17 protein-coding genes are annotated in these 20,768 nt (G+C 34.8%); 15 read left to right on the top strand and 2 right to left on the bottom strand.

Translation table 11 applies throughout. The annotated features are described in order from the left end of the window. The first annotated feature begins 73 nt into the window (after positions 1–73). Together HN014_RS16830 and HN014_RS16835 are read left to right on the top strand one after the other, a co-directional pair. Positions 74–2,104, top strand: a complete 2,031-nt coding sequence (locus tag HN014_RS16830) for a VWA domain-containing protein (RefSeq protein WP_176030016.1) — start codon at positions 74–76, stop codon at positions 2,102–2,104. A gap of 28 nt (positions 2,105–2,132) precedes the next feature. Continuing rightward, a complete protein-coding gene (locus HN014_RS16835; RefSeq protein ID WP_176030017.1) occupies positions 2,133–2,948 on the top strand; it encodes a prohibitin family protein in 816 nt (271 codons plus the stop codon). A 69-nt stretch (positions 2,949–3,017) separates the two neighbouring features. On the opposite strand, the gene HN014_RS16840 is transcribed toward HN014_RS16835, so the two are convergent. Together HN014_RS16840 and HN014_RS16845 are read right to left on the bottom strand one after the other, a co-directional pair. Beyond that, positions 3,018–3,554, bottom strand: coding sequence for a hypothetical protein (locus HN014_RS16840; RefSeq protein ID WP_176030018.1), 537 nt, complete (start codon positions 3,552–3,554; stop codon positions 3,018–3,020). A 15-nt stretch (positions 3,555–3,569) separates the two neighbouring features. After that, positions 3,570–4,499, bottom strand: coding sequence for an OmpA family protein (locus HN014_RS16845; protein WP_176030019.1), 930 nt, complete (start codon positions 4,497–4,499; stop codon positions 3,570–3,572). 345 nt (positions 4,500–4,844) lie between these two features. Between HN014_RS16845 and hisG the strand changes: the two genes are divergently transcribed. The 13 genes from hisG (at position 4,845) to pyrR (ending at position 20,687) form a co-directional block, all read left to right on the top strand. Beyond that, the gene (gene hisG / locus HN014_RS16850; protein ID WP_176030020.1) at positions 4,845–5,702 is read left to right on the top strand and encodes an ATP phosphoribosyltransferase; all 858 of its coding nucleotides are present in this window, start codon (positions 4,845–4,847) and stop codon (positions 5,700–5,702) included. 154 nt (positions 5,703–5,856) lie between these two features. Next, positions 5,857–7,149 carry a histidinol dehydrogenase gene (hisD, locus tag HN014_RS16855; protein WP_176030021.1) on the top strand — a complete coding sequence of 431 codons (1,293 nt, stop codon included), beginning with the start codon at positions 5,857–5,859 and terminating at the stop codon, positions 7,147–7,149. Between the two features lies 1 nt (position 7,150). Continuing rightward, positions 7,151–8,200 carry a histidinol-phosphate transaminase gene (hisC, locus tag HN014_RS16860; RefSeq protein ID WP_176030022.1) on the top strand — a complete coding sequence of 350 codons (1,050 nt, stop codon included), beginning with the start codon at positions 7,151–7,153 and terminating at the stop codon, positions 8,198–8,200. Positions 8,201–8,205: 5 nt separating this feature from the next. Further along, complete coding sequence (gene hisB / locus HN014_RS16865) at positions 8,206–9,354, top strand: bifunctional histidinol-phosphatase/imidazoleglycerol-phosphate dehydratase HisB (RefSeq protein WP_176030023.1); 1,149 nt, start codon at positions 8,206–8,208, stop codon at positions 9,352–9,354. A gap of 24 nt (positions 9,355–9,378) precedes the next feature. Further along, positions 9,379–9,960: an imidazole glycerol phosphate synthase subunit HisH gene (hisH, locus tag HN014_RS16870; protein WP_176030024.1), complete on the top strand. Its 582-nt coding sequence runs from the start codon at positions 9,379–9,381 to the stop codon at positions 9,958–9,960. A gap of 11 nt (positions 9,961–9,971) precedes the next feature. Continuing rightward, positions 9,972–10,700 carry a 1-(5-phosphoribosyl)-5-[(5-phosphoribosylamino)methylideneamino]imidazole-4-carboxamide isomerase gene (gene hisA / locus HN014_RS16875; RefSeq protein WP_176030025.1) on the top strand — a complete coding sequence of 243 codons (729 nt, stop codon included), beginning with the start codon at positions 9,972–9,974 and terminating at the stop codon, positions 10,698–10,700. A 5-nt stretch (positions 10,701–10,705) separates the two neighbouring features. Beyond that, a complete protein-coding gene (gene hisF, locus HN014_RS16880) occupies positions 10,706–11,461 on the top strand; it encodes an imidazole glycerol phosphate synthase subunit HisF (RefSeq protein WP_176030026.1) in 756 nt (251 codons plus the stop codon). 16 nt (positions 11,462–11,477) lie between these two features. Beyond that, the gene (gene hisIE / locus HN014_RS16885) at positions 11,478–12,074 is read left to right on the top strand and encodes a bifunctional phosphoribosyl-AMP cyclohydrolase/phosphoribosyl-ATP diphosphatase HisIE (RefSeq protein WP_176031145.1); all 597 of its coding nucleotides are present in this window, start codon (positions 11,478–11,480) and stop codon (positions 12,072–12,074) included. 90 nt (positions 12,075–12,164) lie between these two features. After that, on the top strand, positions 12,165–14,927 hold the full coding sequence (locus HN014_RS16890; protein WP_176030027.1) for a gliding motility-associated C-terminal domain-containing protein: 2,763 nt from the start codon (positions 12,165–12,167) through the stop codon (positions 14,925–14,927). A 1-nt stretch (position 14,928) separates the two neighbouring features. After that, positions 14,929–15,852, top strand: coding sequence for a type IX secretion system membrane protein PorP/SprF (locus HN014_RS16895; protein WP_254884028.1), 924 nt, complete (start codon positions 14,929–14,931; stop codon positions 15,850–15,852). Positions 15,853–15,946: 94 nt separating this feature from the next. Further along, positions 15,947–17,986, top strand: a complete 2,040-nt coding sequence (locus HN014_RS16900; RefSeq protein WP_176030028.1) for an OmpA family protein — start codon at positions 15,947–15,949, stop codon at positions 17,984–17,986. A 176-nt stretch (positions 17,987–18,162) separates the two neighbouring features. Further along, positions 18,163–19,977, top strand: coding sequence for a 30S ribosomal protein S1 (gene rpsA, locus HN014_RS16905; protein ID WP_176030029.1), 1,815 nt, complete (start codon positions 18,163–18,165; stop codon positions 19,975–19,977). Between the two features lie 170 nt (positions 19,978–20,147). After that, positions 20,148–20,687, top strand: coding sequence for a bifunctional pyr operon transcriptional regulator/uracil phosphoribosyltransferase PyrR (gene pyrR, locus HN014_RS16910; protein WP_176030030.1), 540 nt, complete (start codon positions 20,148–20,150; stop codon positions 20,685–20,687). The last annotated feature ends 81 nt before the right edge of the window (positions 20,688–20,768 follow it).

The raw sequence follows: 20,768 nt of genomic DNA on the forward strand, positions 1-20,768 counted from the left end.
AGTTTTAAATAGTAACTTTATTAGGTAGAATATAACCAGAGGTTATACAATTTAAAATCATAAGAATTCACAGATGCAGATACAACAAATAATATTGATTATAGGAGCTGGGGTACTAGCCTTATTAATAGCTCTTTTTCAATACTTATACAAAGCAAAAAGCAGATCTAGAAGGAATCTGTTTTTTGCTTTTCTTCGTTTTTTAAGTGTTTTTTCTTTATTACTACTTTTAATAGACCCTACATTTACACAAAACACATACATCAATGAGAAACCAACCTTATTGGTAGCAGTTGATAATTCATCTTCTTTAAAACACCTGAAACAAGATCAAATTTTGCAGAAAATGGTTCAGGAGTTAAAAGATAATACATCACTTAATGAGCGATTTGATATAGATTACTATGCGTTTACCGATGCCTTAAAAGATTCTCTGTCACTGGATTTTACAGGAAAGCAAACTAATATTTATAATACGATCGATGAGTTAAATCAAATTTATAAGAGTAATATAGCTCCTGTCGTATTGTTAACCGATGGAAATCAAACCTATGGGAAAGAATACCAATTCAAAACGACAAAACATACACAACAGGTGTTCCCGGTTATTCTAGGAGACACTACCATCGTTGAAGATTTAAAAATAGAACAGCTAAATGTAAATAGATATGTATATCTGAAAAATAAATTTCCGGTAGAGTTGATCCTTTCATATTCAGGAGATAATACGATCACTACTAGTTTAGAGATTCTGTCAGGTACCAGGAAAATCTACAATACGACTGTTTCCTTTTCTAAGGAAGAAAACTCTAAAGTTATAAAAGTAACCTTACCGACAATACAGCCGGGGGTGTTTGAATACAAAGCAAGACTGGTTCCTTTAGATCAGGAAAAAAACACTATTAATAACACGAAGAATTTTGCAGTAGAGGTGATCGATCAGAAAACAAATGTGTTATTGGTGAGCAGAATATCACATCCTGATTTAGGAGCTTTAAAAAAGAGTATAGAAAGCAATGAAAGAAGAAGTGTTACTATTGTCAAACCATCAGATATAAGTAAGCTAGATGAGTATCAACTGATCGTGATATATCAGCCAGATGCTACTTTCAGAAAGTTATATGAAGAGTTAAAGACAGTTAAGAAAAATGTTCTTACGATTACAGGAACAAAGACAAACTGGAATTTTCTAAACCAGATACAAGCTAAATATACACAGGCGATAACCGGACAAACAGAAAACTATACCCCCAGATTTAATGCTAACTATTCCGCATTTTTATTAGAAGATATCGGATTTGATAAATATCCGCCATTATTAGGAAATTTTGGAGATATACGAATAAACGTTGCACATGATATTCTTTTGTATAGAAGTATATCCGGAATAGAAACAAACTTTCCGCTACTATGTAGTTTGGAAGACAATGGAATTAGAGAAGCAGTACTGCTGGGAGAAAATATTTGGAGATGGAGAGCAAATGACTTTTTGTTGACGAACAATTTTGAGAGTTTTGACAATTTCCTGGGTAAATTGGTTCAATACCTGGCATCAAATAAAAAGAAAAGCAGGTTGACCACATATGCAGAACCTTTCTACTATGGGAATACTAACATAAAAATAAAGGCAGCTTACTTTACTAAAAATTACGAATTTGACAGAAGAGCAAGTGTAAGCATTCGAATAGAAAATAAAAACACCAATTCAGTAAAGGAAATTCCAATGCTTTTGAGAAAAAATGCTTATCAGGTAGATGTTAGTGACCTGCCGGCAGGATCGTATACTTATTCAGTTCATGTAGCAGGAGAAAACCTGTCCAGGTCTGGAAACTTTACCGTATTAGAATATAATGTTGAACAACAGTTTCTGAATGCAGATGTAACAAAGTTAAAACAGTTAGCGACTAATACAGGTGGAAAAAGTTACTATATACATCAAAAAAATCAGTTGTTGGATGACTTGATACATGATGATAGGTATCAGATAATACAAAAAAAAGAGGAAAAGGTCATCTCTTTAATAGATTGGAAATACCTGGTGCTGATTATTGTTGGCAGTCTTGCTATCGAATGGTTTATGAGAAAGTATAACGGACTTATTTAAATAAAAAATAACTAAAGAATATATTATAATGGAAAAACTACCAAAAATAGGCGTGCCGATTATTGTTTTACTCGTATTGGGAGTAATCTTTGTGTCTAAATCTACAGTGACAATAGGTTCAGGAGAAGCAGGAGTTTTATATAAAACATTTGGAGGAGGAGTAGTGACTGATGAAGCTCCCCTGGGAGAAGGGTTTCATTTGGTGGCTCCCTGGAATAAAGTAATAGTGTATGAGGTAAGACAGCAAGAAGTGTTTGAAAAAATGCAGGTATTGTCCTCTAATGGGTTGGAAATTAAATTGGATGCTTCGGCATGGTTTCAACCTAAGTATGATAAATTAGGATTGTTGCATCAGCAAAAAGGAGAAGATTATGTGAGCAGAGTTTTATTGCCTACAATTCGTTCTGCTGCCAGAAGTGTAGTAGGAAGATATACTCCAGAACAGTTGTATTCTAGCAAACGAGATGCTATCCAGAAAGAAATTTTTGAAGAAACAAAAAAGATCGTAGAGAATCAGCACGTACAGTTAAATGAAATCTTAGTTAGAGATGTAACACTTCCGGCTACAATTAAGGATGCGATAGAAAGAAAACTCAAGCAAGAACAAGAAGCATTAGAGTATGAGTTTAGATTAGAAAAAGCTCGAAAAGAAGCAGAACGCCAGAAAATTGATGCCGAAGGAAAGGCAACGGCTAATACTATTCTCAATGCTTCATTAACAGATAAAATCCTGAAAGAAAAAGGAATACAGGCTACATTAGAATTGGCAAAATCTCCAAATGCCAAGGTGGTAGTTGTAGGATCAGGAAGCGATGGAATGCCTTTGATTTTAGGGAATCAATAGGAAGTTAACCCAATGATATACTATAAAAAAAGGCGGTCATATGACCGCCTTTTTTTACTGCACGTATCCTTAGTTTTTATCTTTGAGTTTAGAAGCCTGTTTTTTCCAGTTATCTCGCTCTATTCTACCTGGGAAAAATTGAATTAATTCTGTAACAGTTTCTATATCCTGAGATGTAAATCTACTTATTTGGTCAAAAGTATAAATACCAATACTATTTAACTTCTCTTCTATAAAAGGACCAATTCCATTAATTAGTTTCAGATCATCCTTTTGCGAAGCATCTGCGCGACCAAAACTTTCAAAGTTTAATTTAGGAGTTTCTGCTGGAACGATATCTACAGGAGTTCCCTGACGATCTCTCGTTTTGATAGCTTTAATACTGTCATCGCTCTCGATATCAGTAGAAGCTGTAGTAGAGAATGTAGTATTAACCGTCTTATATTTAGTGTTTTCTAAAGTTTCTTTTTCTTTAAGACATTGATCTAATGCCGACTTGTATTTCTTTTTAAGGGACCATCTGGATAATAACCATCCTAATAAGAAAGCTAGGAACAATAATAATAGCAGACACCACCAATTTGCTTCTTGTAAAAAATTAAACATATTTCTTTAAGTTATTTAGTTAACAATTATTTCAATTCTTCTGTTTTTATTACGATTTTCCGGAGTATCATTAGGTACGATAGGGTCAGATTCTCCTTTGGATTGTGTAGTGAGTTTTTCTGAAGGAATCCCACGACTAACAAGATATTTTTTTACATTATTAGCTCGTTGTTTTCCAAACCAAAGATTATCTTCTTCTTCTCCGATATCATCAGTATGCCCTATAATGTTCACCTTTTTTTCAGGATATTTAACCAGGTAGTTTTTTAATTCGATTGCATAACTGGAGAGCGTAGCGTCGGGTTTAAAATCTTTTTGACCAAAATTGCTGTATAAAGTTTTATTGGCTATACTCTTTTCAATTTCATTAAGTCGATCCTTGTTGCTTACTTCATGAATTTCAAAAGTGATCCCTCCATTATATTTACCTTCATCATTATAGGTGTAATCATGTAGTTTTGATTTTGTGAGAATACGATCAGCATTAATCCCTCCGGTGATAAATAGGTTTTTTACAAAATTAGCTCTATCCAGTCCTAGTTGTTTTCCAGAATCCTGTTCTTCTTTTGTTTCAAAACCATAGACAATGAGTTCCTTGTCCAGGTTTTTACCTAAATAATTCGCTAAAAGATCATTATATCCATCAGCACTACTAGGGATGCATACACTGTCGTTTGTTTTGAGAATTTGTAACTGTTCCGGATATCTGAAAATATCCTTGCCGAGATGGTCTTTTATAAAGAAACCATTCGCCAGTTTATTGGCAAGTGCGATACTGTCTTCATAAGCCTTTTTCTTACGAGCTTCTTCAGCAGGATCAGGTTGGTTTTGTACGGTGGTAATACTACTATTTTTTTTCACAGAACACCAGTCACAGGAATAGTACCACCACATTCCTAAGCAGGCAAACAGTAAAAAAATTAGCAAAGAGATAAAGTTTTTCATAAATAGTTGATTAGCATTTGCCTTTTAAAGTTATAAAAATGTTTATAATCAACCTATATAAATGGTTAAATTTTAGATTTTTACAAGGAAAAATAGTTGAAATTCACTTTTTTTAGATTAATGGTAATTATCTAAATTTATTTTTATATGTTTGCTCTGTAATTAACAAGAAAACATGACAGCATTATTTTTACATCATCATCATTTTACTTCTTCACTCGAATGAGGTAAAGATGATATGTGTAAAAATTAAACATATTTTAAAAACCCGTTTGAGTTGTTCAAGCGGGTTTTTTTATACACTCTAAATTCCGGTTGAACAGCAAAGACGATAAATCAGATAAAATGTCTAAAATTAGAATTGCTATTCAAAAAAGCGGAAGACTTAATCAAGATTCTGTTCAGATTTTAAAAGATTGTGGTATTTCCATTGATAATGGGAAGGATCAATTAAAAGCAGAAACAAGAAATTTTCCGATGGAAGTAATGTTTTTGCGCAATGGGGATATTCCACAATACTTAAGAGACGGTGTAGTAGATATTGCGATTATTGGCGAAAATGTTCTTGTAGAAAAAGGAGAAGGGATTGAGATAGCAGAACGATTGAATTTCTCTAAGTGTAGAGTATCCCTGGCAATCCCCAAAGAAGTAGATTATACAGATATTAATGACTTAACGGGAAAAAAAATTGCCACATCTTACCCGAATACAGTTAATTCATACCTGGCTGATAAAGGAATAAATGCCGAATTACACCAGATTTCAGGTTCCGTGGAAATAGCACCTAATATAGGTTTAGCTGATGCGATCTGTGACATTGTTTCTAGTGGAAGTACTTTGTTTAAAAACAATCTCAAAGAAGTAGAAGTCATGCTAACCTCAGAAGCCGTGTTGGCAGTATCTCCTCTGATAAGCTCAGCATCGAAAAAGATTTTAGACAAACTACGCTTTAGAATACAGGCAGTTTTAAAAGGAAGAACTTCAAAATATGTTTTGTTAAATGCTCCGAATGAAAAAATAGATAAAATTGTAGCAATCCTTCCGGGCATGCGAAGCCCTACAGTGTTGCCATTAGCACAAGAAGGATGGAGCTCTATACATACTGTCGTAGAAAAGAATAAGTTTTGGGAAATCATTGATGAATTAAAAGAAGAAGGAGCAGAAGGAATATTAGTATGTCCGATTGAGAAAATGGTATTGTAAAATATTGGGTGATAACTAATAAAGACGAGTTTTATCAGGTAATAAATTACCTGGAGCCAGTTCCACAAACATTCAAAGGAAATTACTAAAAAATATTTAGACACAAGTGACAGAGCATTTAAATCTCGCTTGTGGGTAAATAAACAAAGAACAGATGAAAAAAATATATAATCCAGAAAAAACAAGCTGGAAATCGATATTGGAAAGACCAACAGCCTGTATAGATGATATAGAAGAAACAGTTTTAAAAATATTTGACGAAGTTATAGATGGAGGAGATGAAATTATCAAAAAATATACGACGCAATTCGATGGGGTGTCATTAGATGAAATCAAGGTAAGTATACAAGAAGTAGAAGAAGGTATAATGGAGGTGTCTGATGATTTGAAAAAATCAATCCAATTGGCTAAAGAAAATATAGAAGCATTTCACAAGGCACAGCAAACAGATACTGTTGTTGTTGAGACAAAAGAAGGAGTTACTTGCTGGCAGCAAAAGAAACCAATACAGAAAATAGGGCTTTATATTCCCGGAGGAACAGCACCGCTTTTTTCTACCATTTTAATGCTGGCAATTCCAGCAGTTATTGCAGGCTGTAAGGAGATTGTATTGTGTACTCCTCCAGATAAGGAAGGAAAATTAAACCCGGCAATCTTGTATACTGCCAGCTTATGCGGAGTAACTAAAATATGTAAAGTAGGAGGGATACAAGCAATTGCAGGAATGACATTTGGTACGGAAACAATTCCGCAAGTATATAAAATATTTGGTCCGGGAAATCAATACGTAACTATAGCAAAACAATTAGCAACCAAATTTGGAGTTGCAATAGATATGCCAGCTGGTCCCAGTGAGTTACTTATCATGGCAGATGATACAGCGATACCCTCATTTGTCGCCTCAGATTTACTTAGTCAGGCAGAACATGGAGTAGATAGTCAGGTGATTTTAGTATCCACATCAAAAGAAATAATAGAAAAAGTAGAACGAGAAATAGAAATACAGTGCACAGTATTACCTAGAAAAGAAATAGCGGCAGCTGCAATTAGGAATTCTAAACTTATTTATGTCGATTCAGATGAGAAAGCAATTGCATTAATTAATATGTATGGACCAGAACACTTTATTATCTGTACAGCGAATGACTCCTTTTATGTAGAAAACATCGTGAATGCAGGTTCTGTTTTTATAGGTAATTATACTCCTGAAAGTGCTGGGGATTATGCTTCGGGAACCAACCATACCTTGCCAACTAATGGGTATGCAAAACAATATAGTGGTGTTAATCTGGATAGCTTTATGAAAGCTATGACATTTCAAAAAATAACAAAAGAAGGACTTTTGCGTATAGGAGAAGCGATAGAAATTATGGCAGCAGCAGAAGGATTAGAAGCACATAAAAATGCGGTTAGTTTACGACTTCAATCAATTAAAAGTGAAGCATGATATGAATAAAGTTAGTGTAGATATAAATAAATTAGTGCGGAAAAATATACTAAAATTAAGACCGTATTCTTCTGCCAGAGATGAATTTGTAGGGGATGGAACAGAGATGATTTTTTTAGACGCCAATGAAAACCCTTTTGAGAACGGAACGAATAGATATCCTGATCCCAAACAGCGAAAAGTAAAAAAAGAACTAGCAAAATTAAAAGGGGTTACAGAAAGCCAGATATTGTTAGGTAATGGTAGTGATGAAGTGCTGGATTTGATTTTTAGAGCTTTTTGCGAACCTAATAAAGACAATGTTATTACGCTTCCGCCTACCTATGGAATGTATGGAGTGTTGGCAGATCTGAATAGTGTAGACAATAGAAGAGTACCACTTTCATCAGAATTTCAACCAGTAGTAGATCAGATTATAGAGACCTTAGATGAACAAACTAAAATCATTTTTATATGCTCTCCAAACAATCCTACAGCAAACACGTTTGCAGAAGCGATTGTAACACAATTATTAGAAGAAACAGCGGTATTGGTGGTTATTGATGAGGCTTATATTGATTTTGCAGATCAACCAAGTTGGATACGTAAGATGCGGGAATATCCTAACTTAATTATTACACAAACCTTATCAAAAGCATATGGATTGGCAGGAATACGATTAGGTATATGTTATGCTTCGGAAGAAATTATTGCCTTGTTAGAAAAAATTAAACCACCTTATAATGTTAATGAACTTACGCAACAAAAAGCATTAGAACGTCTTTCAGATCAAAATACGGTAGAAGAAGAAATTAAAGAACTCCTATTAGAAAGAAAGCGAGTAGCCCGAGCTTTAGAGGAATTATCGTTTGTAAAGCATGTATACCCTTCAGAAACCAACTTTTTATTAGTTCAGGTAGACAATGCTAATCAGCGATATGAAGAACTACTGGATAGAGGGATTGTAATTCGCAATCGTACCAATCAAGCTTTATGTGAGAATACCTTGCGATTTACAATAGGAACCAAAGAAGAAAATAATACCTTGATAACCACATTAAAAACATTGTAAAAACGATGGCTGATATATTAAAAAAGAAAGTACTGTTTATTGATAGAGATGGTACCATTATTAAAGAAACAGCAGACGAGCAAATAGATGCATTTGAAAAAATGATTTTTTATCCAAAAGCGTTTACATACTTAGGAAAAATAGCTAAAGAACTTGATTATGAATTAGTCATGATAACCAATCAAGACGGATTGGGTACTGAAGCATTTCCCGAAGAGACCTTTTGGCCTGTACATAATTTCATCATTACCTCTTTCGAAAATGAAGGAGTATATTTTGATAAGGTGTTCCTGGATAGAACATTTCCTCATGAAAATGCCAATACAAGGAAACCTGGAACTGGATTGCTCACGTCTTATTTTTCAGAAGAATATGATCTGGAGAATTCTTTTGTGATAGGAGATCGCTTAACAGATGTGGAATTGGCAAAGAACTTAGGAGCCAAAGGAATCTTTATTAATGATGATACTCACTTAGGAACAGGTGAAATAACCGTAAAAAAAGAGGAATTAAATGCTGTTATCGCCTTAGAAAGTAATGATTGGCAAAAAATATATGAATTCCTAAAGCTTAAAAACCGGACAGCGACTATCACCAGAAAAACTCATGAGACAGCTATTGCAATTGATATCAATCTGGATGGTACAGGAGTTAGTAGTATTAATACAGGCTTGGCGTTTTTTGATCATATGCTCGATCAATTAGCCAGACACGGGCAGATGGATTTAGTAATTGATGTTAAGGGAGATTTGGAAGTAGATGAGCATCATACAATAGAAGATACAGCAATTGCTTTGGGAACTGCTTTTTCGGAAGCTTTGGGAAATAAATTAGGAGTGGAACGCTACGGGTTTTGCCTTCCTATGGATGATTGTTTAGCGCAAGTAGCAATTGATTTTGGAGGGAGAAACTGGATTGTATGGGAAGCGGAATTTAAGAGAGAAAAGATAGGAGAGATGCCTACTGAAATGTTCTTTCATTTCTTTAAATCCTTTACCGATGGTGCTAAGGCTAATCTTAATATCAAAGCAGAAGGAATAAATGAGCACCATAAGATTGAAGCCATTTTCAAAGCCTTTGCAAAAGCAATAAAAATGGCAGTAAAAAGAGATGTAGAAAAAATGATCCTACCGAGTACTAAAGGCGTTTTATAGCTTGCTGTTTAATGAAATTATTATATGAAAATTACAATTATAGATTACGGGGCAGGAAACATACAATCAGTGATGTTTGCAATACAAAGACTGGGGTATACAGCAGAACTAACCAATGATAAAAAAAAGATAATCAACGCGGATAAGGTTATTTTTCCGGGAGTTGGAGAAGCAGGAACCGCTATGAAGAAATTAAGAGAAACAGAACTGGATCAGATAATTCCAGGACTAGAACAACCAGTTTTAGGAATTTGTCTGGGGATGCAATTGATGTGTAATAAGACAGAAGAGGGAAATACAGAAGGTTTAGGGATTTTTAATACGGAAGTAAAGAAGTTTCAAAATACGGTAAAAGTTCCTCAGATAGGCTGGAATCAGATTTATGATTTGCAATCCCCTTTATTTGCTGGGGTTGATGAACGGGCTTATGTTTATTTGGTACATGGGTATTATGCTTCTTTAACAGAGGAGACAATAGCTAAAACTGTGTATGGACAAGAGTATACAACAGCGCTACAGTATAATAACTTTTTCGGAACTCAATTTCATCCGGAAAAAAGTAGTGATACAGGAGCACTAATACTAGATAATTTTTTAAAACTATAAAAAAAGAAATCATGAGAATAATACCGGCAATTGACATCATAGATGGAAAATGCGTCCGATTATCCAAAGGCGATTATACAACCAAGAAAATATATAATGAAGACCCTTTAGAAGTAGCAAAGTCTTTTGAAGATAGTGGAGTGACATACCTGCATTTAGTGGATTTGGATGGGGCAAAATCAAAACATATTGTGAATTATAAAATCCTGGAAACTATAGCGACCAGAACAAGATTAAAAGTTGATTTTGGAGGAGGGATAAAGAGCGATGAAGATATACGAATTGCTTTTGAGAGTGGAGCCGAGCAGATAACAGGTGGAAGTATTGCAGTTACAAATAAAGAGTTATTCAGCTCGTGGATTAAGCGTTTTGGAGCAGAAAAAATCATTCTAGGAGCAGATGCTATAAAGGAAAAAGTTGCGATTAATGGGTGGCAGGAAGAAAGTTCTGAGGCCTTATTGCCTTTTATTGGAGCTTATGTAGCCAAGAAAATAACATATGTAATATGTACTGATATCAGTAAAGATGGAATGTTGGAAGGACCTTCTGTAGATCTGTATAAAAAAATAATCAATCAAATCGAAGGAGTAAAATTAATTGCATCGGGAGGGGTAACAACAATTCAGGATTTGCGAGAATTGTCAGCAATCGGATGCGAAGGAGCAATTGTAGGGAAAGCTATTTATGAAAATAAAATAACCCTGAAAGAAGTGGAAGACTTTATTATTTCTAATGTATAAAAAAGATGCTTACAAAACGTATTATACCCTGTTTGGATATTAAAAATGGACGAACAGTAAAAGGAGTAAATTTCAAAAATTTAATAGATGCGGGAGATCCGGTAGCGTTGGCAGCTTTGTACGCAGAATCTGGAGCAGACGAGCTGGTGTTTTTGGATATATCAGCAACAGAAGAAAGAAGGAGAACACTTGCAGATTTAGTATTAAAAATAGCAGAAAGAATTAATATTCCCTTTACAGTAGGAGGAGGAATATCAAGTGTGTCTGATGTAGAAATCCTGCTAAAAAATGGAGCGGATAAAGTCTCGATAAATTCCTCGGCAGTCAAGCGTCCGGATTTGATCAATGAATTATCTGATAAATTCGGAAGTCAGTGTATTACAGTGGCAATTGATGCAAAAAAGATACATAATCAGTGGTGTGTACATTTAGTAGGAGGAAAGGTTCCAACAGATCTGAAATTGTTAGACTGGGCTGTAGAAGTAGAAAAAAGAGGAGCAGGTGAGATTCTGTTTACTTCTATGGATCATGATGGGACAAAAAATGGATTTGCTAATGAAGTCTTAGCGCAATTATCTACTACGGTGAATATTCCACTTATTGCCTCAGGAGGAGCAGGGGCAATTCCTCACTTTACAGATTGTTTTCGTTATGGCAAAGCAGATGCCGCACTAGCAGCTAGTGTATTTCATTTCAAAGAAATAACAATTAAAACACTAAAAGAAACATTGAAAAAAAATGATATCCCTGTACGGATATAAAAAAGATATAAACGAAATGGATGTAGAATTCACAAAAAATAAAGATGGTTTAGTGCCAGCTATCATTCAGGATGCAACAACTAAAAATGTATTGATGTTGGGGTATATGAATGAAGAAGCGTATCAAAAAACCCTAAAAACTAAAAAAGTGACTTTTTATAGCAGAAGCAAGCAGCGGCTATGGACCAAAGGAGAAGAGAGTGGTAATTTTTTGAATCTGGTCGATATTCTGGTTGATTGTGATCGGGATACATTATTAGTAAAAGTATTACCAGCTGGTCCGACCTGTCATAAAGGAACAGACAGCTGTTGGGGAGAAACTAATACTATGACATATGGTTTTATCTCAGAATTAGAAGAGGTTATTAAGCATCGAAAGAATAGTGAAAACCCGGAAGGATCCTATGTTGCATCATTGTTTCATAAAGGAATGAATAAAATAGCACAAAAAGTAGGAGAAGAAGCTGTAGAGGTGGTTATTGAAGCAAAAGATAATAATGATGAATTATTTTTAAGTGAAGGAGCAGATCTGTTATTTCATTATTTGATTTTGTTGCAGGCAAAGGGGTATACGATAGATGATGTTGTAGGTGTTTTAAAATCAAGGAGTTAAATTATTTTGAATAAAATAGGAAAAGAAAGTAGTTTTTTGCAAAAAAAAGATATTTTTGTAGGACTCCCAAACTAAGCTAAATAACTGATTTTGAAAAAAACTACTTACCTACTTATTGTTTTTTTGGGGTTGCTATACCCCAAATTTGTGTCTGCTCAATGCGAGGTGGAAGAGACTTTTTCCGTTTGCGATATGGAAACTGTAGACCACGATACTAACGGCACTCCCGATGGAATTATTAATCTGTTTGATGAATTTCAAAATGTAACAGGGCAATCCCTTACCGGAGGAACCTGGTCCATTGTTCCTAAATATGCCAGTAATTTGAACCCCGTAACCGGAGAGGTAAATGTATGGGCATTTCCTAACTCTACGGTGACGGATACATTAGAAGAATATGTTTTTGAGTTTAATACGCCTGCCTGTGGGGATACTCCTGCTGTGATTTTTACAATGATTCTGGGACCTTTTTCAGGGGTGGCATTACCATTAGGGGCGAATAATGCAAACATTGAAATATGTGATACAGATACTTTAAACTTATTCGAAGCATTAACATCTAATGAATCAATTCCTGCACCACATCTCAATGGAACATGGGAGTTTATCAGTAATAGCTCAGGAGCAGCTTTTACAGGTACATTTACATTAAACGATCATTCTTTCTCTGCGGATATCCCATATGAAATTACAATACCACCAATCAATCGGGAAATCTTTGAATTGCGATATGTGGTCCCCGGAATGACTCCGTGTGCAACTAGTGAAGAAACAAGGGTACGGGTTTCAGTAGTACGACAAGTAAGTGCTGGAATTATGGAAGCAGGATTAATCTGTGAAGGTGATATTCTGGCAGGACTTCATGATGCAGATATCGATCTTAGAGATGATCAGTTTCTGAGAGATGAAGATGTAGGAGGAACATGGTCTTCACAGGGAGCTGATCCGACCAACCAAATATCAGATGAACAAGATTCGGTTATAAACCTCAGAGAGATATATGATAATGTGATTAATGGAGGAAACAATCTTAGATTTGGATGTGTTGACTTTGGGTTTACATATAGTGTCAAAAAACGCTCAGCAGTGTGCGAAGATGATGATGAGACTGTGTTTTTTACTTTTTTTGAACAATTAAGACCTTTTAATCAGGCAGGAGAGATTCCGGAAGTTTGTGCTAATGAAGAACCTGGAAGCATAGATTTATTTGATTTATTGGAGTTTACCAATGAAAATGGTATTGACTTTATATATAATGATGATGCGTATGTAAAATGGCGAATGGTTTCAGGTCCTTCTGATTTGCCATTATCTGAGGATCATAAAGGTACTGTTCAAACATTGGGAGCAGCATCCGGAACGTATGTATTCGAATTTGGAGTAAGTCCGAAAATAAATTGCCCGGGAGGAGAAGCTTTTTGTGATCCTTTTGCCGCAGAAGGAGAAGAAGGACATTGCGAATTCCCTTGTGGTGTATTGACAACTCAGGTAACCATAAGAGTTTTAGAATTTGACTACGCAGGAGAAGACACTGACGGAATAAATATATGTATTTCAGAAAATCAAATAGATTTAAGAAGTTTACTAAAAATAGAAGGAGGAAACACCATTGTTGATACAGGAGTGTGGACTAATGAAGCAGGAGAAGAAATTGATAATACTTTTGTCTTTCCTGAGATAAGTTCTCCAGAAGCATTTAGGTTTACCTATACAGCAACAAGTGATATGGGGTGTATAGATGCAGCTACACTGGAGTTTACTATACATCCATTGCCTGTAGCAGGAGAAGATGGTACAGCTTCGGTGTGCTCTGATAACCTCACAGTGACTTTGTTTGATCATTTGGAAGGAAATCCAGATACTACAGGGATATGGACAGGACCAAATGGGTATACCTCTACAGATCATTTGGGAAGATTTGATCAGAATGATGATACATTGCCAATTCTGGGGGCAGGAAGATTCAGATATGAAGTTCCTGGAAATGCAGGGTGTTTGGATAGTGATGCTTCCTTTGTCGATGTTATTATTATAGAGCCAGAAAACATAGGAAATGATCGGGCAGAAACATTTTGTAAAATAGATGGAAGAGTTAATCTGTTTTCCTTATTGGATCGAAATACAGTGAGAACTGGAACTTTTGAGGATACTGATGATACGGGAGCATTGAATTCAGAAGGAGTGGTTGAGTTTGAAACCCTGACCAATGGGATTTATAATTTTAGATATATTATTAGTAATACAGCTCCATGTGAAGAGTCGTCATTGAATGTTGCTATTCAGATAGTAGATTTACCGGAACCTCAGGTAGGAGACCAAGAGTTTTGTATACTAGACGCTGCCAGGTTAGAAGATATAGTTGTTGATGTATTGAATTATAATTGGTATGAAACCTTAGAAGGGACGATTCCAATTATTACCAATCCAATTTTGTTGGACGAACAGGTATTTTATATCGCAAATGTCGATGCTAATAACTGCGAATCAGAACGCGTAGAAGTAAGAATTAATATTCTTAATATTGGAGAGCGCTCCGCTCAGGGAGAGTTGTGTACACTGGATTTTCAAGACGGGGTCTCACCTAACAATGATGTAATCAATGACACTTTTGATCTGGTCATTGAAGATGTTTATAATATTCCGGAAGCATTTCCTGATTTTGATCTGAAAATATTCAACAGATACGGTTCTATGGTATATGAAGGAAATGCAGATACAGAAGAATTCAGAGGAGAAAGTAATATCTCTTTGCGATTAGGAGATGATCTGCCTTCTGGAACCTATTTCTACATTTTTACTCCCAATTTTGAAAATAATTTTCCAATTCAAGGAAGCTTTTATTTAAGCCGATAATATGATGAAGTATAAAATAGTAATCTTTTTTATAGCGGTGGCATATACGATGGTGATACATGGACAGCAAGAGCCACAGTATTCTCAGTATATGTATAACATGAGCACAGTGAACCCGGCATATGTAACAAATCAGGCTGGTCTGATATCTACCGGACTATTGTATAGAAAACAATGGACAGGAATAGAAGGATCTCCTCAAACAGCAAATGTTTTTGGTCATATACCATTAACTTCAAAAATAGAAATAAGTATTAATTATGTAAATGATAGAGTAGGAGATGCTATACGGATTAATAATAATTTCTTTAATGCTGATTTTGCGTATATAACTCAATTATCCGAAACTGTAAAGTTATCTTATGGGTTAAAAGCAGGAATTAATAGCTTTAAGATAGATCCATCCAGGTCTGATGTGATTTCTGATCCTGCATTTTCAGGAAATCAAGGAGAATTAGAATTAACGATTGGAGCTGGATTATTTGTATTTGATTCCAATTTTTATGCAGGAATTTCTTCCCCTAATTTATTACCTAATAATGTTAGCGTAGGAGATATAAGTGTGTCCAAGTCCAAAGCACATATCTATGCAGTAGGAGGATATGTATTTGATGTGTCTAGTGATGTTCGTTTAAAGCCATCTGTAGTGATAAAACAAGTATTGGATTCCCCTATGACATTTGATGTGTCTGCAAATTCGTTACTATATAACAAATTAGAATTAGGAATCTCATACCGGTATAATGATTCGTTTATTGCCCTTGCAGGGTTTAACTTGACGGAAAGTCTTAAAGTAGGATATTCATACGATTTTAGTACAAGTGATTTAAGTGGTTATAATAATGGGAGTCACGAGATCATCTTATTGTATAATTTTGACCTTCTTAATTTTAGTAATAAATATACGTCACCAAGGTTTTTCTAAATCAAAAAATAAAAACATGATTAAAGGTTTTATCACATATAAAAGAGATAATCATGTCATACCATCTGATTCTCTTAAACAAAAAAACAAACAGATGAAAAGCAAAAAAATACTCATACTATTATTATTGATTTCCGGTTTTTCTTTTTCGCAAAAGAAAACAAGAGCGGATCGCTTTTTTGAAAAAGGAGATTTTATCAATGCTGCAATTCAGTATGAAGAAGAATTAAATAAAGAAGGTTATTCCAAAGAGGTGTTAGGAAATATTTCGACCTCATACTATAATATATTTCAGTTCAAAAAAGCATATCGTTATCTGAAAAATCTTGTCACAGGGCGGTTTTATAATGCAGATAAAAATTATGACAACAAGTATAATTTTATGATGTATCAGGTATTATCAGCGATGGGGAAATATGAAAAAGCAGTAACTTTTTTGACATTGTATAAGAAGAATAAGGAAGAAAAGTTTAATAAGAATGATGCGATAGAAATAATTGAGAATTTCAAATTGAAAGAAGATGATTATACAGTAGAACCTGTGACATTTAATTCAGATGCTTCTGAGTTTGGAGCAGTGAAGATAGATAGCTTAATTTACTTTACTTCGGACAGAAAACCAAGTAACATCGGAGATCGAAAATTTTTGTGGACACACCGGTCCTTTTTGGATATTTATAAGATTAAACTGGATGAAAACAAACAGCCAATAGAAGAAGCAGTGGGGATATCAGATGTGATTAATACTAAATTACACGAAGGTAATTTTACGTTCTCCAGGGATATGAAAACACTGTATTTTTCTAAAAGCAATTCTGAAAAAGGAAAGAAAAAATTCGACAGTCTTAATAATAATGCGGTTCATTTATATAAAGCAGAACTTCAGGAAGATGGAGAATGGAGTGCTCCTAAAAAGTTGTTGTTTAATGATGTAAGTTATTCTATAGAGCACCCGGCATTGAATCAGGAGGAGAATCGGTTGTATTTTTCATCTAATATGCCCGGAGGGTTTGGAGGGTTTGATATTTACTATGTAGAGATTAACCCAGGTGGAGATTATGGTCCTCCGATTAATTTAGGATCAAAAATAAATACAGCCCATAGGGATCAGTTTCCTTTTATCGATCGTAAAGGGAATCTATTCTTTTCTTCTGATGGACATTTGGGATTAGGAATGCTGGATATTTTTGTTTGTGAAAAGAAAAAAGATGGATTTGTGCAGCCTGTGAATCTGGGAGCTCCATTGAATTCGAGTTATGATGATTTTTCAATTACTTATTACAATGAAACTGAAGGTTTTTTTGCTTCTAATAGAAAAAAGACAGGAGATGATATATATGAGTTTGTTCAAACAGGAGAAATTTTTCTCAGGGAGTATATTGCTCAGTTCGAAGTAAGGGATTTTGCTACAGAAGAATATATCCCAAATGCTGATGTAAAATTAGAAGATGACCGGGGAAATAAGATCTATGAAAATCAATTGGATTCAGTCGCTACTTTTTTTAGAAAAATCCTTCCGGGGAAATACGATTTGTCTGCTTCTTCAGAAGGGTATGAACCTAGACAAAAAACATTTTCTATAAAAGAAAAAAATGAAGAGATATATGTGATCTATCTGGATAAAATAAGAAAGGAACCAAAGAAAAAAGAGGAGGAGATTGCTATGTCAATTCCTAAAAAAGAGATCCCTCCTAAAAAAACAGCTCCAAAAGGAGGGGATATCAGAGAGAAGTTATTAAAAGATAAGACAGGACCTCCGGTTGTAGAACGAAACGGGAAATTGTATTTCGACTTACCGCCTATATATTTTGATTATAACAAGTGGAATATCAGACAAGATTCTAAAAAAGTACTGGATGATTTTGCAAAAAAACTAGATAAGTACAAAAGTGTATACATCAAAATTATTTCTCATACAGATAATAGAGGAAGTGATTCCTATAATCAGGTGTTATCAGAAAAAAGAGCAGAATCTACCAGAAACTATTTGGCATTAGAGGGATATGTCAATGCCAGAAGAATGAAGTTTTTAGGAATGGGAGAATCACAACCATTAATTGATTGTGGAGGAGATTGCTCAGAAGAAGAGCATCAGGTAAACAGGCGAAGTGAATTTGAAATTGTAAAATACTAGATCGAGTTGATGGGTTCGTAGCTAATCTTTTGCTTTGTAATAAATTATATTGTACTTTTGCACTCCTTTTAGGCGGTTAAGAGAATTCTAAAAAGGTACTAATTTATTTTAATAACGCTTCTGTATAGCTTCCGTGTTAATTCTCAGGTATGTACAGAATACAAATTTAATCTTCAATGTCTGAAGAAACAAAAAATGTAGATGCACAGAATGCTGATGCACCTGTAGTATCTCTAAAAGAATCAAACCCAGAGCAATTTTTAAAAGAATTTGATTGGCATAACTACAAAGAAGGAATCGATGTAGTAGATACTGCTGAGCTTGAAGAGTTTGAGAAATTAGTAGCAGAGAACTTCGTTGATACATTAAATGATGAAGTAGTAGAAGGAACTGTAATCAACATTACAGATCGTGATGCTATTATTGATATTAATGCAAAAAGTGAAGGAGTAATTTCACTAAACGAATTCCGTTACAACCCTGATCTTAAAGTTGGGGATAAAGTAGAAGTATTAATTGATGTACGTGAAGACGCTACAGGTCAGTTGATATTATCTCACCGTAAAGCACGTGTAATTAAGGCTTGGGAACGAGTAAATAATGCACATGATACAGGTGAAATCGTTAATGGTTTTGTGAAGTGTAGAACAAAAGGAGGAATGATCGTTGATGTATTCGGAATCGAAGCATTCTTACCAGGTTCTCAGATTGATGTAAAGCCTATCCGTGATTATGATGCATATGTAGGAAAAACTATGGAATTCAAAGTTGTGAAAATCAACCACGAATTTAAAAACGTAGTTGTATCTCATAAAGCATTGATCGAAGCGGATATCGAAGAGCAAAAGAAAGAAATTATCGGTCAATTAGAAAAAGGTCAGGTATTAGAAGGAGTTGTGAAAAACGTAACTTCTTACGGTGTATTTGTTGATCTTGGAGGAGTTGATGGACTTATTCATATCACAGATCTTTCTTGGTCAAGAATTAATCACCCTAATGAGATCGTTGAATTAGATCAGAAATTAAACGTAGTAATCTTAGACTTTGATGAGGCTAAGACACGTATTCAGTTAGGTCTTAAGCAATTGAAAGCGCACCCATGGGAAGCGTTAGATAAAGATCTTACTATCGGAAATAAAGTAAAAGGTAAAGTAGTAGTAATCGCAGATTACGGTGCATTTATCGAAGTAGAAGAAGGAGTAGAAGGATTGATCCACGTATCAGAAATGTCTTGGTCTACACACCTGCGTTCAGCTCAGGACTTTGTAAAAGTAGGAGATGAAGTAGAAGCTGTAGTACTTACATTAGATAGAGACGAAAGAAAAATGTCTCTTGGAATTAAGCAGTTAACTCCAGATCCATGGACTGATATTACTGCTAAGTATCCTGTGGGATCTAAGCATACAGGAGTGGTTCGTAACTTTACTAACTTTGGAGTATTTGTAGAATTAGAAGAAGGAATTGACGGATTAATCTATATCTCTGATCTTTCTTGGACTAAGAAAATCAAGCACCCATCAGACTTCACGAATGTTGGAGATAAGTTAGAGGTTGTTGTTCTTGAGTTAGATGTTGAAGGACGTAAGTTGAGCCTTGGGCATAAGCAAGTAGAGGATAACCCATGGGATCAGTACGAAGCGGAATTTGCTGTAGGAACTAAGCATACTGCTAAGATTGCAGACATCGTTGATAAAGGAGCTACAATTGACTTTAACGATAACATCGTTGCTTTTGTGCCTTCTCGTCACTTAGAAAAAGAAGATGGAAGCAAACTTGTTAAAGGTGAAGAAGCAGAATTCCAAATCATTGAATTCAGCAAAGAATTCAAGAGAGTGGTAGCATCTCACACAGCTTTATTTAAGGCAGAAGAAGCGAAGATCGTTAAACAAGCAGCGAAGAAAGCAGCAAGTAGTGCTTCTGAGAAGACTACACTTGGAGATATCGATGCGTTAGCAGATCTTAAAGCAAAAATGGAAAAAGGAGGAAACTAATCTTAGTTTTCTTTATAGATACCAAAAGGTCACTCGTAAGAGTGACCTTTTTTTATTGAATGATTTTATAATCAGTTAACTAGGAAATATATGAGACTAAAACAACTTCTCAGGGTCGTTTAATCCTAAATTTTCCTTACTTTTGTATACCAAATATCTATTTGGAGATTATGAGTCAAAAACTACTACTTAGTGCAAAAGAGGTAGACATCATTCTACATCGATTGGCTTGTCAATTAATCGAAAACCATACGAACTTCTCAAATACTGTTTTAATAGGAATTCAGCCTAGAGGATCTTTTCTGGCCAATAGGATTAAAAATATTCTAAAAGAAGAGTACAAGGTACCTGATGTGAAATTAGGGTACCTGGATATTACCTTTTATCGCGATGATTTTAGAAGAGGAGAAAAACCGCTGGAAGCAAATAAAACAGATATAAGTTTTGTAGTAGAAGGAAAACAGGTAGTGTTTATAGATGATGTATTGTACACAGGTCGTAGTATACGAGCTGCATTAACAGCAATACAGTCTTTTGGGAGACCAGAAGAGATAGAACTACTGACACTTATTGACAGGAGATTTAGCCGACATTTACCAATACAACCTAATTATAGAGGTAGACAAGTCGATGCCATTAACCAGGAAAAAGTAAAGGTTTTTTGGGGAGAAGATAAAGAAGAAGATGCCGTTTATCTGGTTAATGAATAAATGATAGCTTCTTTGTTAATAGAAAGTTATTGTTGAATTAAAGAAAGAAAAAGGTTATTTTTATAAGTGATAATGAATGAA

This window comes from Aquimarina sp. TRL1, assembly GCF_013365535.1.
Taxonomy (GTDB): domain Bacteria; phylum Bacteroidota; class Bacteroidia; order Flavobacteriales; family Flavobacteriaceae; genus Aquimarina; species Aquimarina hainanensis.

Bases quoted from the DNA above. Each gene is read 5' to 3' on its own strand.
- HN014_RS16830 (WP_176030016.1), top strand. From the start codon at position 74: ATGCAGATACAACAAATAATATTGATTATAGGAGCTGGGGTACTAGCC.
- HN014_RS16835 (WP_176030017.1), top strand. From the start codon at position 2,133: ATGGAAAAACTACCAAAAATAGGCGTGCCGATTATTGTTTTACTCGTA.
- HN014_RS16840 (WP_176030018.1), bottom strand. From the start codon at position 3,554: ATGTTTAATTTTTTACAAGAAGCAAATTGGTGGTGTCTGCTATTATTA.
- HN014_RS16845 (WP_176030019.1), bottom strand. From the start codon at position 4,499: ATGAAAAACTTTATCTCTTTGCTAATTTTTTTACTGTTTGCCTGCTTA.
- hisG (WP_176030020.1), top strand. From the start codon at position 4,845: ATGTCTAAAATTAGAATTGCTATTCAAAAAAGCGGAAGACTTAATCAA.
- hisD (WP_176030021.1), top strand. From the start codon at position 5,857: ATGAAAAAAATATATAATCCAGAAAAAACAAGCTGGAAATCGATATTG.
- hisC (WP_176030022.1), top strand. From the start codon at position 7,151: ATGAATAAAGTTAGTGTAGATATAAATAAATTAGTGCGGAAAAATATA.
- hisB (WP_176030023.1), top strand. From the start codon at position 8,206: ATGGCTGATATATTAAAAAAGAAAGTACTGTTTATTGATAGAGATGGT.
- hisH (WP_176030024.1), top strand. From the start codon at position 9,379: ATGAAAATTACAATTATAGATTACGGGGCAGGAAACATACAATCAGTG.
- hisA (WP_176030025.1), top strand. From the start codon at position 9,972: ATGAGAATAATACCGGCAATTGACATCATAGATGGAAAATGCGTCCGA.
- hisF (WP_176030026.1), top strand. From the start codon at position 10,706: ATGCTTACAAAACGTATTATACCCTGTTTGGATATTAAAAATGGACGA.
- hisIE (WP_176031145.1), top strand. From the start codon at position 11,478: ATGGATGTAGAATTCACAAAAAATAAAGATGGTTTAGTGCCAGCTATC.
- HN014_RS16895 (WP_254884028.1), top strand. From the start codon at position 14,929: ATGATGAAGTATAAAATAGTAATCTTTTTTATAGCGGTGGCATATACG.
- HN014_RS16900 (WP_176030028.1), top strand. From the start codon at position 15,947: ATGAAAAGCAAAAAAATACTCATACTATTATTATTGATTTCCGGTTTT.
- rpsA (WP_176030029.1), top strand. From the start codon at position 18,163: ATGTCTGAAGAAACAAAAAATGTAGATGCACAGAATGCTGATGCACCT.
- pyrR (WP_176030030.1), top strand. From the start codon at position 20,148: ATGAGTCAAAAACTACTACTTAGTGCAAAAGAGGTAGACATCATTCTA.